General features: G+C 42.8%; 14 protein-coding genes and 1 riboswitch. Of the genes, 12 read left to right on the top strand and 2 right to left on the bottom strand.

Annotated features, from left to right (window positions below):
• Positions 1 to 17 precede the first annotated feature (17 nt).
• On the top strand, positions 18 to 1,784 hold the full coding sequence (gene xsc, locus ACFSMW_RS13585; protein ID WP_390356493.1) for a sulfoacetaldehyde acetyltransferase: 1,767 nt from the start codon (positions 18 to 20) through the stop codon (positions 1,782 to 1,784).
• A gap of 117 nt (positions 1,785 to 1,901) precedes the next feature.
• Positions 1,902 to 3,236: an MFS transporter gene (locus tag ACFSMW_RS13590; protein ID WP_390356495.1), complete on the top strand. Its 1,335-nt coding sequence runs from the start codon at positions 1,902 to 1,904 to the stop codon at positions 3,234 to 3,236.
• Positions 3,237 to 3,717: 481 nt separating this feature from the next.
• Here the strand turns inward: ACFSMW_RS13590 and ACFSMW_RS13595 are convergent, their stop codons facing one another.
• Both ACFSMW_RS13595 and ACFSMW_RS13600 read right to left on the bottom strand, forming a co-directional pair.
• Positions 3,718 to 3,969, bottom strand: coding sequence for a helix-turn-helix domain-containing protein (locus ACFSMW_RS13595; RefSeq protein WP_390356496.1), 252 nt, complete (start codon positions 3,967 to 3,969; stop codon positions 3,718 to 3,720).
• 189 nt (positions 3,970 to 4,158) lie between these two features.
• Positions 4,159 to 4,746, bottom strand: coding sequence for a sigma-70 family RNA polymerase sigma factor (locus ACFSMW_RS13600; RefSeq protein ID WP_390356498.1), 588 nt, complete (start codon positions 4,744 to 4,746; stop codon positions 4,159 to 4,161).
• A gap of 387 nt (positions 4,747 to 5,133) precedes the next feature.
• Here ACFSMW_RS13600 and ACFSMW_RS13605 point away from each other — a divergent pair, with 387 nt between their 5' ends.
• The 10 genes from ACFSMW_RS13605 (at position 5,134) to ACFSMW_RS13650 (ending at position 16,299) form a co-directional block, all read left to right on the top strand.
• Entirely contained in the window at positions 5,134 to 5,388 is a 255-nt protein-coding gene (locus ACFSMW_RS13605) for a hypothetical protein (protein ID WP_390356500.1), read from the top strand.
• 161 nt (positions 5,389 to 5,549) lie between these two features.
• Positions 5,550 to 6,005, top strand: coding sequence for a hypothetical protein (locus ACFSMW_RS13610; RefSeq protein WP_390356501.1), 456 nt, complete (start codon positions 5,550 to 5,552; stop codon positions 6,003 to 6,005).
• A gap of 119 nt (positions 6,006 to 6,124) precedes the next feature.
• The gene (locus tag ACFSMW_RS13615; RefSeq protein ID WP_390356502.1) at positions 6,125 to 7,288 is read left to right on the top strand and encodes an ROK family transcriptional regulator; all 1,164 of its coding nucleotides are present in this window, start codon (positions 6,125 to 6,127) and stop codon (positions 7,286 to 7,288) included.
• Positions 7,289 to 7,617: 329 nt separating this feature from the next.
• A complete protein-coding gene (locus tag ACFSMW_RS13620) occupies positions 7,618 to 8,352 on the top strand; it encodes a glucosamine-6-phosphate deaminase (RefSeq protein WP_390356504.1) in 735 nt (244 codons plus the stop codon).
• Between the two features lie 103 nt (positions 8,353 to 8,455).
• Complete coding sequence (locus ACFSMW_RS13625; RefSeq protein ID WP_390356506.1) at positions 8,456 to 9,457, top strand: ROK family glucokinase; 1,002 nt, start codon at positions 8,456 to 8,458, stop codon at positions 9,455 to 9,457.
• A gap of 56 nt (positions 9,458 to 9,513) precedes the next feature.
• Complete coding sequence (locus ACFSMW_RS13630) at positions 9,514 to 10,872, top strand: glycoside-pentoside-hexuronide (GPH):cation symporter (RefSeq protein ID WP_390356508.1); 1,359 nt, start codon at positions 9,514 to 9,516, stop codon at positions 10,870 to 10,872.
• Between the two features lie 22 nt (positions 10,873 to 10,894).
• A complete protein-coding gene (locus tag ACFSMW_RS13635) occupies positions 10,895 to 12,325 on the top strand; it encodes a M81 family metallopeptidase (RefSeq protein WP_390356510.1) in 1,431 nt (476 codons plus the stop codon).
• 178 nt (positions 12,326 to 12,503) lie between these two features.
• Positions 12,504 to 12,615, top strand: a riboswitch (SAM riboswitch).
• 128 nt (positions 12,616 to 12,743) lie between these two features.
• On the top strand, positions 12,744 to 13,856 hold the full coding sequence (locus ACFSMW_RS13640) for a 5-methyltetrahydropteroyltriglutamate--homocysteine S-methyltransferase (RefSeq protein ID WP_390356512.1): 1,113 nt from the start codon (positions 12,744 to 12,746) through the stop codon (positions 13,854 to 13,856).
• A gap of 403 nt (positions 13,857 to 14,259) precedes the next feature.
• Complete coding sequence (locus ACFSMW_RS13645; RefSeq protein WP_390356514.1) at positions 14,260 to 14,790, top strand: cupredoxin domain-containing protein; 531 nt, start codon at positions 14,260 to 14,262, stop codon at positions 14,788 to 14,790.
• 12 nt (positions 14,791 to 14,802) lie between these two features.
• Positions 14,803 to 16,299, top strand: a complete 1,497-nt coding sequence (locus ACFSMW_RS13650) for a cbb3-type cytochrome c oxidase subunit I (protein ID WP_390356516.1) — start codon at positions 14,803 to 14,805, stop codon at positions 16,297 to 16,299.
• The last annotated feature ends 71 nt before the right edge of the window (positions 16,300 to 16,370 follow it).

Here is a 16,370-nt window from a genome sequence, read left to right on the forward strand (position 1 = left end):
ATTCGAGGAGGATAAATATGGTAAAGACTGAAAGCGCTTTAACTAATCAGAAAGTAAAAATGACGCCAAGTGAGGCAATCGTAGAAACCCTGGTCGCTGAAGGAGTAAAAGAAGTATATGGAATTGTTGGTTCGGCATTCATGGATATGCTGGATTTGTTCCCGACCGCTGGCATCCGTTTCTTGCCAGTACGCCATGAACAAAGTGCGGGGCATATGGCGGATGCCTATACCCGTGTATCAGGTGTTGCTGGAGTAATCGTTGGTCAAAACGGACCTGGGATCACTAACATGGTCACTTCAGTGGCTGCAGCTAATCAGGCACATACCCCGATGGTTATCATATCCCCTTCCGCTGGGACACCGACTATTGGTTGGGATGGCTTCCAGGAAGCTAACCAGGTCTCTATTTTTGAAGATATTACAAAGGAAACGGTGCGTGTCACCCATAAAAGCCGTGTAGCGGATTGCTTGCGGACAGCATTCCGAATTGCATATGCTGAGCGGGGCCCTGTGTTATACGATATACCGAGGGACTTGTTTTACGGAGAATTGGAAGAACAAATTTTACAGCCGCACCAGTATCGTGCTGATAAACGCGGAAGCGGTGATCCAGCTTCAATCAAACAGGCAGTTGAGTTACTAAAAAATGCAAAACACCCTGTTATTATATCAGGACGCGGTGCGGTTGATTCGGATGGTGTAGAAGCTGTTGCACAAATCGCCGAACATTTGACGGCACCAGTGGCAGTTTCCTATATGCATAATGATGCATTCCCTGCGGATCATCCATTGGCTGTGGGACCAATTGGCTATATGGGCTCCAAAGCAGCTATGCACACGTTGAAAAAAGCCGATGTAGTACTCGCTATTGGGACAAGGCTGTCTGTTTTCGGAACCTTGCCATGCTATGATATCGATTATTTTCCAAAAAACGCAGCAATCATCCAAGTGGATATCAATCCAAGACATATTGCCAGGACACACCCTGTCGCAGTTGGTATTATCGGAGATGCCAAAGCAACAAGTGATGAAATTTATGAAAAGCTGCAGGCTGACGATCCTGCGCCGGTGAAAAAATCCGAGCGCTTAGCGACAGTCAGCAAGTTAAAAGAGGAATGGGAGCAGGAGCTGGTTGATTTGGCCATGGCAGATGGCAATCCGATCAACCCTCGACGCGCCTTGCTGGAATTAACAAAAGCATTGCCTGAAAATGCAATTGTATCTTCAGACATTGGCAACGTTTCCTCAACAGCTAACGCGTATTTGAAGTTCAATCAAACCAAAAGACATATCGCAGCATTGACATTTGGCAATACTGGATTTGCTTACCCGGCAGCATTAGGAGCGCAGCTGGCAGAGCCAGATGCACCAGTGGTGGCAATTGTCGGTGATGGCGCTTGGGGTATGAGTTTGCACGAAGTAAGTACAGCTGTGGAACAAAATATTCCAGTAGTAGCATGTGTATTCAATAATCGCTCTTGGGCTGCGGAGAAGAAGAACCAAGTAGATTATTATGATGATCGCTACGTCGGCTCGAATATTGAGGGGCCTAACTTTGCAGAGGTTGCCGAATCGATGGGGGCAAAAGGTTATACGATTGAAAAAGCCGAGGATGTGGCGCCAATTGTAGAAAAGGCTTTAAAAGACCGCAAACCGACTGTTTTGAATATATATGTAGATGGTACACAACTGGCTCCGCCGTTCCGGAAAGACGCTTTGCATATGCCGAAAAGATTCCTGGATAAATACAAGCATTTGGATTACAACTCCTGGAAGAAATAAAATTCACCTATTGCAAGGAGCTTAACAATAAGCTCCTTGCAATAGGTACATATTGTAAGCGGTTTCTGATTTAGTAAGCTTCTATTTTAAAATCCTGGAATTTAAGGTGGGAAATAGATGGATAGTACGGAAAAAAAGATGATTAAACGGGTTGTCGCGTCAAGTTTGATAGGCTCAACCATAGAATGGTATGATTTTTTCCTTTATGGTGTCGTTGCAGGGATTGTTTTTGGCCAAATGTATTTTCCTACAGGTAACCCTGTCGTCTCCACCATGCTTGCTTTTGGGACTTTTGCAGCTGGTTTTGTTGCAAGGCCATTAGGAGGGATTGTATTCGGCCACTTTGGAGATAAAATCGGACGAAAAAGCATGCTTATACTTACATTAACTATTATGGGAATCAGCACAACTTTAGTAGCCTTTTTGCCTACCTATGGAAAAATCGGGATTGCTGCTCCAATCATTTTGTTAGTGATACGTTTGGTTCAAGGGCTTGCTGTGGGAGGAGAATGGGGCGGGGCTGTACTGATGACCTATGAACACGCTCCAGAATCAAGACGTGGTTTGTATGCTAGTTTTCCCCAAATTGGTCTTTCCATCGGTCTCTTATTCGCTTCTGGTGTAGTAGGTTTATTATCATTTATGCTGTCTCCTGAGCAGTTTCTGAATTGGGGCTGGCGTGTCGCATTTGGTATAAGTGCTTTGTTAGTATTTATTGGTTTGTGGATCAGGTTAAACGTAGATGAAAGCCCAGAATTCAAAGAAATAAAAGATAATAATGTGGAGTCCGCTATCCCATTCAAGGAAATGTGGAAGGGAAACACTGGAAATATCATCGCTGGTATGGGTGCAAGATATATTGATGGGGTTTTCTTTAATATTATGGGTGTGTTTTCTATTACTTACCTGACGCAGAACATGGCTGTTTCAAACAACGTTGCATTGCTGGGAGTTTCTGCAGCTGCGTTCGTAATGTGCTTCTTTATTCCATTGTTCGGTTATGTTTCAGATAAGATCGGCAGATATCGCACTTATTTTGTTGGCAGCTTGGTTACTGGTTTTTCCGCCATACCTGCATTTATGTTAATGGCTACCCCCGGAATGAGTAATAGTATTATTTGGATGGCTATCATTATTCCCTTTGGTATATTTTATGCCGCAGTATATGGCCCGGAAGCCGCCTTGTTCTCTGAATTATTTGAACCCAAATTCAGGTATACGGGGATATCATTCGTATACCAGTTTTCAGGGATATTTGCCAGCGGCCTGACTCCAATGATTGCAACTTATCTGCTGAGCTTAAGTGATGGTTTCCCGATTTGGATAGTTGCATACGTCATATTTGCCGGGATCGTCAGTGCTGTCTCCGTCAGGTGGATTGCTGCAACCAAGAAAAAGACACTATTGAAAAACGTGGCAAAAGTGGAGCATAAAAGTATTACGCAGTTATAAAATGGACAAGAGTAATGTTTCGCCTGGATTTTCCAGTATACTTTGAAAAAAATGAAGGGGGCGAGACAAAACCCCAGGAAATAAAAAAAGTTGAGCGGTGCCATCCTGACATGAAACCGCTCAACTTTTTTTTATCTAGCTTAGCAATGTCGTTGATTTGCACGCCAGGCGCCCCGACAAGGGGAGCGCAAGCGTTGGCCGCAAAGGCCGTATGTAGCTTGCCTTCCCTCATGTACTTTCTAAAAAAAATCACTTCCTGCGGGGTCTTCAGACTCGTGCTGGGACTGCGGTTACGCGTCCCATCGAAAACCATTGTTCCCGCAGGACAAGGAACGCTTCGGCAGCATTCCTATCGCACACAGAAAAAGTGAATTTCTTTTTCAAGGAGTCAGCCGCCTTCCTCTCCAATCAACTAGCTGTGAAATGGCACTTTATAGCTTATTTTTAGTTGTTTTGGCTAGCTTTGTCCCAGCCCCTCATTTTAAACCTCTATTTCTTCTGTCTCTTTTAAACGGAAAAATTCTTCCATAATTTGATCTATATTGAGATCCAACTCTCTTTTCAATATGGCAAGTGTGCGCAGGTTCATTAATTTTTTCCCATTTTCAAGCCGGCTGATATGCTTGCTGTCCAGACCGGTAATATTGGCCAATTCGTCCAATGTAAGATTATCCCTTTTTCTTGCCAGGCGGACTTGCCGTCCAAAATGCACTTGCAAACGTTTCGTATACATTTTCACATCTCCCTTATTTGTTTAACCGCCCTATGGAACGTTCATACTGGTCGCTCCACCAGGACATCACACCTCCCGGATTGATTTAATATGAATAAAAATAGGAATGCAGGTTTGTACCCACTATATCAAGTATTTGAAAAGGATAAACTAGAAGCTGGGCTGATAGAATCCTATTCTGTTGACAGTTTAAGGCGGGGCTGATTTCTCCTCACTATCTATCTCATCCCGCGTTGCCGCTTGTAAACAAGCATTCCAGAGCTGCTTTCTAGTCTGCATATCCCAGCTCTTTACAGCTTCTACGGTGGTGTTTTCCTGTAAGGCAATTTTTTCCGCTGTCATGCCTTTTATTAATCCGAATAATACCCATTTCCATTCATTTACTGTTAATAACAGCCTCACTCGTTCCCATATATACGCACGCTCAGATTCGGCAGGAAAATCTGCGTTGTAGATAAGACTGTCCTCTGCGCAAAATGAGAGGCTGAACGATTGTTCCGCATTGTCGAACGCTTCCGGGTTCAACGGTGGCTGCTTGGATTCATCGCGAATGCGATTCAGCAGAAAGCGGCGAATCTCATAATTGAAATATGTAGCCATCATACCTGTATCAGCATAGTATTTTTCACGAGCAATCCATGGTGTGTGCAGGCCAATTTCAAAAAAATGATCATTATTCGGGTCTTTGGTGTGAAGCTTATGAAGCTGGTGATAAATACGATACTTGTTTTGCTCATAAATCGTTTCAAATAAATTGTTCTTGCTTTGTTGGCTCATTCCAAACGTCTCCTTTACATTCAATAAGGGATAGAAGTAATGGACATAAGAATGATGATAGGTGATAGTATGGCGTGCAGAATGATGCACCGTCGAAATTTAAGGCACCGCTGGCATCCCTTTATAGGTAGTATGGTCTACATTTGAAAGTGCGTACACGTCTTAAAGGACACAAATGTGAACTATCGTTTTCTAAATTTCGACAAATTCTGACTCTATGCAACCGAATTGGAGTCTAAAGAAAATGCATACGCTTTGACAAACATTTGCTAGAAATATTATGTGCAGCTTGTGAGTGGTTTGCGTTTGCAACATCATTTTGGATGTGTGTTATTCTTTTAACAAGTCAGTCTTTATTTGTAAAGGGAGTTTAAGGGAGGGTTTCGTTTGAAGGTAAGTCATTTTTACGAAAAAGGAAGTAAAAAGGTAAACGAAGATGTTTGTATCCTAAATGAAAAGGCCGGGATATTCGCTGCGATAGATGGAGCGACAGGACTCGATGGCACACCAGGACATATCGCTTCTTACGCCATTGGAGAGGTTTTAAGGCAAGCAGAAAAGGATATGGCGCTTTTTTCTGTTCTGAAGGCGGCAAATGAAAAGGTTCAAGAAAATACGTTGGGTACTATACAGGAAAAGTGAATATACAGTCAAACCTGCCATCCTTCTCTGAACTTTCGAAAACGAAAAGGAGCTCAGCAGCCCTTGCAGCCATCAAAATATCTTCTGATCGAGCTTTTTTGGAATACGTGCATGCAGCGGATTGCATGCTTTTTCTTCAATATGAAACAGGCGGTATACGCATGATCACCTATGATTTATTACAGGAACTGGATACCATCGCAATTCAGAAGATGGCGACAAAGCGGGCTGAGAAAGCTTCTGAAGGTCAGGATCTCCAATCTTTGCGGAAAATGGTAGAGCCTATTTTATTGCAAAATCGTTTGAAAGCCAATACGCTTGGGGGATACAGCGTCATTGATGGCAGCACGGAAGCCCTGGACTTTCTAGAGCGAGGGAGAGTGTCGTTAAATAGGGTCTCAAAAATATTGCTGGTGAGTGATGGTTTATTTCTTCCCCATAAACTCGAAGGGACAGAACCATGGCTGAAGACTGCGAGCCTGGCATTTTCTGAAGGTATCCAGGGGCTGGTTACGGAGGTCAAGCGGCGTGAGGAAGTTGATCCTGAATGTAAAATATATCCACGCTTGAAAAAATTGGATGACAAGACAGGTATTTTGATTGAGCTTTCGTCGTAAAGCTTTCCGCAGTGCTGGGCTGCATGATTATTTAATATGACAGGCCCCCTCTACGATTAAAAAATATGTTAAACTAAGTTTATTAATAATAGACAGTGCTAGTAAAGGGGAGCATGCAAATGCCGTTGAATCTAAAATATGATCAAGGCCGCATACGAAAATACCATTATTTCATGTTGTTGAGTTTGATTCAAAAGCATAAGAGAATATCCCGATCCCAGCTTGCTCATTTAACCAAAATGAGCAATACAAGTGTAGGGAAAATAATCAAAGAGCTAATGAATGACGAACTTGTCATAGAAGTGGGGCAGACAGAGGGCGAAGTAGGCAGACGCGCTACACTGTTAGAAATAAATCCGAATGGGTCGTTTATTGTTGGTGTTGAATTGGAGAAGAGTGGTATCCAAATTGCAGTTGTCACGTTAACTGGCGATGTTATCAAAAAACGACAATTGGCATTCGAACCGGATAAAAGCGCCCACCAAGTCCTGGACGAATTAGCAGCTGAAATTCTGTTACTCTTGAATCAAGTTGGTAATGCTGTCAATGAAAAAATTATCGCGATAGGAGTTAGTATCCCAGGTCTCATCACGTGGCCGGAAGGCAGACTGCTAAGAGTCCCGCAGTTTCATTGGGAAAATATAGATATAAAAGGTCGTTTGGAAAAAAAGCTGGATTATGTGGTATATGTGGATAACCATGTAAGGACGGTTTTGTTAGCTGAAAGTTTATACGGAAGCATGAAAGATTTCAATGACTCGGTTTGTATCTATATAGGCAGTGGTGTTGGCGGGGCGGCAATGCTGGACGGAGAAATGCTGCGAGGTCATCGCAATACACTGGGAGAAATCGGCCATATGACGCTGGATCCGCATGGCACGATGTGTGATTGTGGCAGACTGGGCTGCCTGCAGACGTTTGTATGCTCTTCTGAAATAGAGAAACAAGTACAGAAACCGATACAGGAAGTATTTGCCGCATCTCAGAGAGAAGAAGATTGGGCGGTAAGACTGGTCAATCGGGCAAGAACTTATCTTGGATTAGCTATTTCGAACGTGATTTGTATATATAACCCACAGGCAGTGCTGCTGGCTGGGCCAATGGTTCAGGAATTTCCTGCTTTGACTGAGGCGATTGACAACGAGGTTGATCAATACGTTTGGCGTCCTTTAAAACATTCGTTCCACCTTGTTTATCCTGAAATTGGCAGAGATAGTGGCGTAATTGGAGCCAGTGCACTTGTGCTGAATGAATTTTTACGATATTCCAATGACGAAATATAATGTACCATGTTTCAAGTCCATGCTGGGGCTTGGGGATAAATCATATCCCAGGTCCCAGTCATGATGCGCACTGTCCTTTTCCTAACGAGGAGGAAGCAGGATGCTGTTTTCGCGGTTGGAAAAATTAATGGCGAAGTATTGCATTTTTGCTAATCAGGTGCTATACTCTAAACAGTTATTAAGCTTAGTTTAATAAAAATAGCTGACACTTCTTCTGTAGTTGGTAAAATTGCTCAGAAGCATATATTTTTCGCTTATTATATAAACTAAGTTTAATTATAGTGATGCATGAACTAGTAAAATATCAAAAAAAGGCAGGTAAATAACAAATGGAAATCATCCAAACGAAAGACTATCAATCTTTGTCTCAGAAAGCATTTGAAATACTGGCGGATACGATTGAGCAAAATGAAAACGCTGTAATCAATACAACTACAGGTGCAAGCTATGATGGTTTATTCGACTTGCTAGTTAAAGCAATCAACGAAGATAAGTTGCCGATTGAAAAGACAATCATGATGAATCTGGATGAATATATAGCAGAGCGTGATCAACCTTTTACTGTGTATACCTATATGCACCAGAAACTATATGATCTGATCAAAAAACAGCCGAAAGTTGTCGAGCTGCTGGACGGCAGCCTGGAAGATCTGGACGCAGAAATCGAGCGATATAACGCTGTCCTTGAAAAATATCCACGGGACTTGCAGATTTTAGGGCTGGGTGTGAATGGCCACCTTGGTGCCAACGAACCAGGAACTTCATTCAACTCCCGCCTGTTTCTTGCGGATAGTGATGAATCCACCATTCAAAGTACGATGGGATACCAAAACTTGACCAGGGAAGAAGCGCCGACACAAATGCTGACGCTTGGTTTAGCAGATATGATGGAAGCTAAAAAAGTACTGCTGGTAGCATCAGGAACAAGAAAAGCAGAAGCAGTTAAAGCTACCATTGAAGGTCCAATCAATGAAGATTGCCCAGCTGCCATTTTGAGGGCTCATCCGAATGCGGTCTTTATCATTGATGATGCGGCTGCGTCACTTCTTGACAAGAAATACTGATTATCGGTTGCATATAGAAAGAAATAAGGATTCGACCCAAAAAGAATACATTATGGATTTGTTCTTTTTGGGTCATTCCAGATAGTTGGAAGGGGAACTTTCTGTGGAAGCATTGATTATCGGCTTGGATATCGGCGGGACGTCGACAAAAGCCGGATTAGTGGATGAAAATGGCGAAGTGATTTATAAATGGGAAATCCCTACGGATAAAAAAGATCACGGCAGCCACATCGTAGAAGATATATGGAAATCTATCACAAGTACTTTGGACAAATTAGCGATAGAAAATGAAATCTTAGGTATTGGTGTCGGCGCACCAGGCTTTGTGGATAAAGAAACCGGTATGGTTCATGAAGCGGTTAACATTGGATGGAAAAATTTTGATTTAGGTAATCAATTGCAGCTTTTATCCCATTTACCAGTTTTTGTTGAAAACGATGCCAATTTAGCGGCATTGGGTGAAAATAAAAAAGGAAGCGGATCCAACGCGACAGATTTGATTGCAATCACATTGGGAACTGGCGTCGGCAGCGGAATGATCGCCAATGGTGAACTTTTAAGCGGAATGAATGGAACAGCCGCCGAAATTGGCCATATTATTGCGGAGCCGCATGGCTATCCTTGTAATTGTGGCAGGGAAGGCTGCTTGGATACAATAGCTTCTGCAACAGGCATTGTGCACCAGGCGATGGACCATTTATTGGCATATCCGAATAGTCCTTTGGGAATACGTTATCGGGAAAATGGCAGGTTGGATGCAAAAGATGTATTTGATCTGGCAGCTGATAGCGACGCGGCAAGTGAACATATCATTGACCATACTGCCGATGTCCTTGGTTTCATGATCGCCGGGGCAGCGACAATCATCAATCCTTCCGCTGTTATTATTGGTGGAGGACTGTCAAGAGCTGGATTGCCGTTACTTCAGAAAATCACTCATTATTTTAAACAATATGCGCTGCCAAGAATCAGTGAGCAATGTGATATCAGGCTCGCGCAATTGGGAAATGATGCAGGAATGATCGGTGCCGCTTATTTGGTGAAAAGCAAACTGAACAAGGTGGCGCCATCATTCGGCATCCTGGCTGAAAATGAAAGCGATTGAACCATCAAAAATGAAAGCGGATTAAATCCATACAGGAAATCAAAGGAGTGAATGAGTTGGGTCAAGCTCTAAGGAAAGAATACGTAAAATTGCCTGATTTAAGCCTCAGGGAAAAAATAAGCTATGGTTATGGTGACGTTGCTTCTAATTTTGTTTGGGGGATGGTTAATAGTTACTTGCTATTTTTTTACACGGATGTCTTTGGTATTACTGCCGCTGCTGCGGGGACACTTTTTTTGGTCACACGCATTTTCGATGCGGTCAACGACCCGATCATGGGGATCATTGTAGATAAAACAAAGAGCAAGCATGGAAAAACACGGCCGTATTTATTATACGTAGCGATTCCCTTTGGTATATTGAGCATTATCACTTTCATCACTCCTGACTTGTCTGTCACTGGAAAGGTGGTCTATGCCTATATAACTTATGGACTGCTTGGGATTGTTTATACCATGATCAATATCCCATATGGGGCATTGATGCCGCTGATGTCAAGAAATTCCAAGGAAAAAGGCGAGTTGAATAGTTACCGGGCTATCGGACGGTCGGTAGGTGCCATCATTGTCGCCTCACTGACCTTACCGCTTGTGAATTTCCTTGGTGGGGGCAATCAACAGCTTGGGTTCCCTGTCGTCATGGGCATCTATTCAGTCATAGGTGTGGTATTTTTCTGGCTTACGTTTAAAAACTGCCATGAACGAGTGCAGACTGCCAAACCGGACCAAAAAAATCCGGAAATTAAAAAATCGCTTGTTCAAATGTTTAAAAATAAATACTGGCTGCTTGTATCCGCCAATTCATTTTTATGGTTCGTCAGAATGGGAATCATGAACGGCGTACTGATCTATTATGTCAATTATGTGTTGAAGGAGCCTAATATGGCACCATTTTATTTGACGTTGTTAAATATAGCAAACCTAGTCGGCGGATTCTTTGCACTATCGATCTTAAGAAAATTCAGCAGTCGTAATTCGAGTATGCTGATGTATGGATTAGCTGCTGTCCTGTTGGCATCGTTATTCCTAGTAGAAGGTCAATCAATGATTCTGTTTTCCATTATTTTCTTTGCGGCAAATGTACTGATTGGCTACGGAGACCCGGCCACACTGACCATGCTGGGTGATTCCATTGATTACCAGGAATGGAAATTCGGTACACGACCTGAAGGATTGCTTGTATCCAGCTACAGTTTTTCAACAAAATTCGGTGTTGCGATCGGTTCGAGTTTCCTCGCTTATGCCTTGAGCTGGGCAGGCTATGATCCGAATGCGATTACAGAAGGTGCGAAAACGATGATACGCACATTGATGCTCAGTTTGCCGATCCTGATCACTGTTTTACAAGTAATCATCTTGTATTGCTATAAATTGGACAAGCATCATGCAGATATTGTGAAAGATTTAAATCTATAATCAAGTAATGGGGGAATTATCAATGAAAATAGTTACTGGTTGTTTGTATCACGAAACAAATACCTTCAATCCATTTCCAACAACTGTAGATGACTTTGTTCTTGTTGAAGGCAAAGAGGTAGAAGAACGCCTTGCCAGTACAGAGGTATTTGAAAAAAATGGAGTAGAAATCATCCCAAGTATTTATGCTACAGCTTTATCATCTGGTATCGTAAAAAAAGAAGCATACCGGCACTTTGCTGACAAATTCATTTCCGTTCTTGAAAAACACAAGGATATCGATGGTATCTGGATGCATTTGCACGGTTCTATGGTAGTAGAGGAAATAGGATCGGGAGAGCTGGCATTATTGAAAGAAATCAGGCAGCACATAGGATATGAAATTCCGATTTCCTTGACACTTGATATTCATGGCAATTTGGCGGAGGATCTCCATGAATATGTCAATATCGTTTATTCTTATCGTACGGTACCGCATGTTGACCAGCCTGAAGTGGAGCGTATTTCAGCGCAGCTGCTGGTGGATGCGATTGCTCATCAAGCTAAGATCAGGCCATCTTTTAAAAGCCTGCCAATGATTATCCCTGGTGAGAAGGCTGTCGGAGCAAGTGAACCGTTACGCTCGATATTTAACAAATTAAAGGAACTGGAACAAATGGAAGGCATTATCAGCGCCAACTTTTTCATATGCCACGCCTGGAATGATACGGAAAATACCAGGTCATCCATCTTTGTAGTGCCAGAGTCTGAAGCATATAAAGCCCTTGCCGATAAAGTGACGGAAGAATTGGCAGCATTTGTGTATGACCGCCGCCACGAATTCGAATTTCAGGCAAAGGTTCTTGAGCCTGTTGAAGCAATCCAGCGGGCACTTGAAGGAGCATCCAAGCCTGTTTTCATATCGGATTCGGGTGATAACTCGACTGCAGGAGCACCAGGTATGAGCACGCTGCTCCTGCAAATGTTGAGAGACAGTGATTTGAAAGATAAAAAAGTATTGGTTTCCGCTGTTTATGATGCAGAGGCTTTTCAGAAGTTGAATGGTCATCAGATTGGGGAAAAGGTAGCTGTCAAGGTCGGGACAGATATGGATGAATACAGCAAGCCTGTCGAGTTGGAAGGTATATTGAAATCAAAAGGCGATCTGCTCGGGTATTTGAATGCTACAAATGATAAGGTAGGGGAAGTATGTACACTTTCCATAGGAAATCTGGATGTGATAATAGCGAATCGCGGCGATTCATTCATTACCATCAATCATTTCACTCGCGCCGGCGTCGAAATAGAAGATTATGATGTGATTGTCGTGAAACAAGGATATCTCTTCGATGAGCTAAGCGCCATTTCCAAGCTGGATATTTTAGCGATGACGCCTGGATCGACATACCAGCGAATTGAAAATATCGACTATAAAAATATTCCGAGACCTATCTTTCCGATGGAATTAGCTTGATCTGTTTCTTTTTTCACCGGTAGAACCATATAGACAGTGTGAGTCAAAAAGGATGTATACTCTGTTAAGAGGGCATCCTTTTTGACGATTAAAGGTAGCATATTTTTTAAAAAATAAAACCTAATGGTTGAAATTTTGGGGTGAACTGTTATGATAGATGAAACAATTTCATGAAAAGTTCTTATCCAGAGAGGTCGAGGGACTAGCCTAAAGACGCCTCAGCAACCTGTCCAGTGTCTGACGGACAAGGTGCTAATTCTAACAAGTGCTGCAAGCTTGGTAGATAAGAAGATGACGATCACTCTTCATTCCTTCTTATCGGGGGAATTTTTTATTTGCAGAAATGAAATATTTTGTAAAACAACTGCAGCTAAATAATGGTCAAACAAACCTAAATATTTAAAAGGAGCTGAAGAAGATGACAACAATACACACAGTGAAAAAGGCACCTTTTCGAGGGGAGCAAGTAGGCAGTTTTCTGAGACCGGAACGATTGAAGCAAGCTAGAAGCCAATTTGCCTCTGGGAATATCACCTCAGAGCAGCTGCGTGATATCGAAAATGAGGAAATTGTCAAACTGATTGAAAAACAGAAAGAGGCCGGCTTGCAAGCAATCACAGACGGAGAATTCCGCCGATCATGGTGGCATTTTGATTTTCTGGAAGGGCTGGAAGGTGTGGAAGGATTTGATCCGGATATAGGTCTGAACTTTGTCGGGATTGAAGCAAGAAATCGTTCTATTCGTGTGACAGGAAAAGTAGATTTTCCAGCCGATCATCCCATGTTAGCGCATTTCCGTTTTCTGAAGGAGCATACAGGACCAGATCATACTGCGAAGATGACAATCCCAAGTCCGAACATGCTGCTGCTGCGGGGAAGCATAGATGAAAACATCTATGAAAATATCGAAGCGCTATTGCCGGATTTGACGAAAACATATCAAAAAGCAATACAGGCATTTTATGATCTGGGCTGCCGATATCTCCAGCTTGATGATACTTCCTGGTCTTCTTATTTATCCGAAAAGGGCCGCACAGCTATTCGAAAGCTTGGATATATACCTGAAGACATGCAGGAAATTGCGGCGAAGGCGATTAATGAGTCATTGGCTGGGCGACCGGATGACTTATTGGTGACCATGCATATTTGCCGTGGAAATTACCGGTCACATTATTTTGCAGAAGGTTCTTATGATGCGGCTTCCAAAACTATTTTTGGGAAACTCGATGTGGATGGTCTGTTTTTGGAATTTGATGATGAACGTTCCGGCGGATTCGAACCATTACGTTACGTGAACCGGGATGATTTATATGTCGTGCTCGGCTTGATCACGACAAAAGTCGGAGAAATAGAAGACAAAGCTACCATCAAAAAAAGGATTCAGGAAGCCAGCGAATACCTGCCGCTGGAACAATTGTGTCTCAGTCCACAGTGCGGATTCGCTTCCACGGAAGAAGGCAATGATATCAGTGAGGGGGACCAATGGAATAAGATCCAGCACGTCATTGAAATTGCCAGGGAAGTCTGGTGATTTCTGAACGTAGGGATAGTAAAGTGTACCCTTTTAAAAAAAATAAATATCCAGCAAGCTTTCAGAAGATGATCTCTGTATTGAACAGGGGTCATCTTTTTTACATGCCGTTGATACTAGTAACGGCCGGCTCATACAAAATGGCCGAAGGATGATTCTTGAGGGGTATGTATTGCAGTGACTTGGAAGAAAAACAACAACCTGCATAGCTATAGAAAAACTACTCATCTGACATTTTATCACTGTGCAAATAGGGAAAATACGTTCGCCATATTTCCGTCATATTTCAGGACATTTCCAGTGATTTGTATCACAAATAGGATGGTTGCGTTTTCATATGTTGGAAGGGATGGGGAAGTTTCCTGAAAAAATGCATGATGAAAATGAAATGGAGGGGTGTTTTATGAGTGTGCAAACGGTTGCTTGGATTACCAGTTTGTTCTTTATGCTATTAATTACTGTTGTATTCGGTGTAGTGACGCTGAATGCATCCAAAGAAAGGGTACCATATGATCCGATTAAAAAGAAATGGTACAAAGCCCGAAAATTTTATGCAACCATGTTGGTTGTTTTCCTGTTTGCCATGACAATCCATACATTGCGTGATTTGCCTTATGAGATGCCAGTATATGGCCAGGGCAAAGAAGCGACTGTTGTGGATGTGGAAGCAATGCAATTCGGCTGGAATATGAGCCAGACGGAGTTCAAGGTCGGAGAGCCTATTGAATTCGATGTAACCAGCAAGGACGTCAATCATGGATTTGGCATCTACAATGAAGACAATCAAATGCTCGCTCAAACACAGGCGATGCCGGGATACACCAATAAGGTCTACATCACATTTGATAAACCAGGGACATATGAAGTACTTTGTCTGGAATATTGCGGACTTGGCCACCATTTGATGACCGGCAAAATTGTCGTAAAAGATTAGGGGGGATCGTATATGAGTGCAACGATGAATCAAATGACTTTAAAGCCTGTTGAACATAGTGAAATAAAAACACATAACAAACTGGTTAAAACTTATTTAATCATTGGCGGTTCTGTTATCGCGGCGATGGTTGTTTTTGGAGTTTTGATGCTTTTGCAGCAAGGCGGTGCCATTCAATTGTCATCTGCTGCGTTTTACCAGTTTTTGACCATCCATGGAACCGGCATGGTTGGGGCTGCTGCTTTGGCAAGTACCGCGTTGATGTGGTATTTTCTGACACAATATGTCTCCTTGTCTCCCAAAATTTTCATGACGAATTTAATTTTGTTCTTAATCGGGGTGGCAATGGTTGTCCTTGGTGTGTTTTCTTTTAAATATGCCAGTGCGTGGACATTTCTTTACCCGCTTCCAGCTTTATCGGGCAATGCTTGGTCCGCAGTTGGCGCACTATTATATCTCGCCGGGATGCTGATACTGGGAATAGGATTTTTGCTCATCTACATTGATATCGGTCGCGCAATCATTAAAAAATATGGCAGTCTTGGAAAAGGGCTGGGATGGGATGTTATTTCAGGTGAAAAGTCTGAAAAGGATGCAGCGCCTCCCACTGTAGTGGCCAGTACGATGGTCACTATTGTCAATACGACTGCGCTTGTTGCCGGCGGAATCGTCTTGATCATGAATATGATTAATGTCATCAATCCATCTTTTACATTCGATCCGTTGCTGGCGAAAAATCTGACGTACGCGTTTGGACATATTTTTGCCAATGCCATCATTTACATGGGTGTCATCGCTGTATATGAAATTTTACCGAGATATACGAACCGGCCGTGGAAATCAAGTAAATCCTTTCTGGTGGCCTGGACGATGTCGACTACTTTTACACTTTTCATCTATACCCATCATATGTTGATGGATTCTGTTATGCCGAAATGGATGCTGATCATGGGGCAAGTTCTTTCCTATGCAAATGGCTTGCCAGTACTCGTTGTCACCGCTTATGGTGCATTGATGATTGTTTATAAATCGGGTATCAAATGGGATATGGCCAGCGGCCTTGCCTTTTTATCGATGTTTGGCTGGGTCATCGGCGTCGTTCCAGCAATTATCGATGCGACGATCGTCGTGAACCATGTTATGCATAACACCAAATGGGTTCCGGGGCATTTTCATATGTATATGGGGCTTGGAGCGGTGGTGATGATTATTTCTTTCATGTATTATTTGTCCAAATCCGATAGCGATGTAAAGCCAAGTCGTTTGGATAAAATAGCCGCGTGCTTGTATGCCATGGCAATTATCGGTGTGAGCGGTTCGTTCCTCGTTTCCGGTGCATTAAGTACCCCCAGACGATGGGCAACACACTTTCCGGAATGGATGGGGCCAGCTTTGTTCGGCGCCATATCGGGTATCTGCTTTTTCGCGGCATTCACCGTGTTCATTATGCACTTCATCCGTTATCTCAAATATCGAAATGATACGGGAGCCGGTGGAGGATTTTTATAGGAATGAGAAAGCACGTTTCTGGTTCAGTGCACATCACTGGAGCACCTCGGACAGTCGTATAGAAAAGGGGG

Origin of the sequence: Tigheibacillus halophilus, from assembly GCF_042683165.1 — a bacterium.
Lineage (GTDB): Bacteria > Bacillota > Bacilli > Bacillales > Amphibacillaceae > Tigheibacillus > Tigheibacillus halophilus.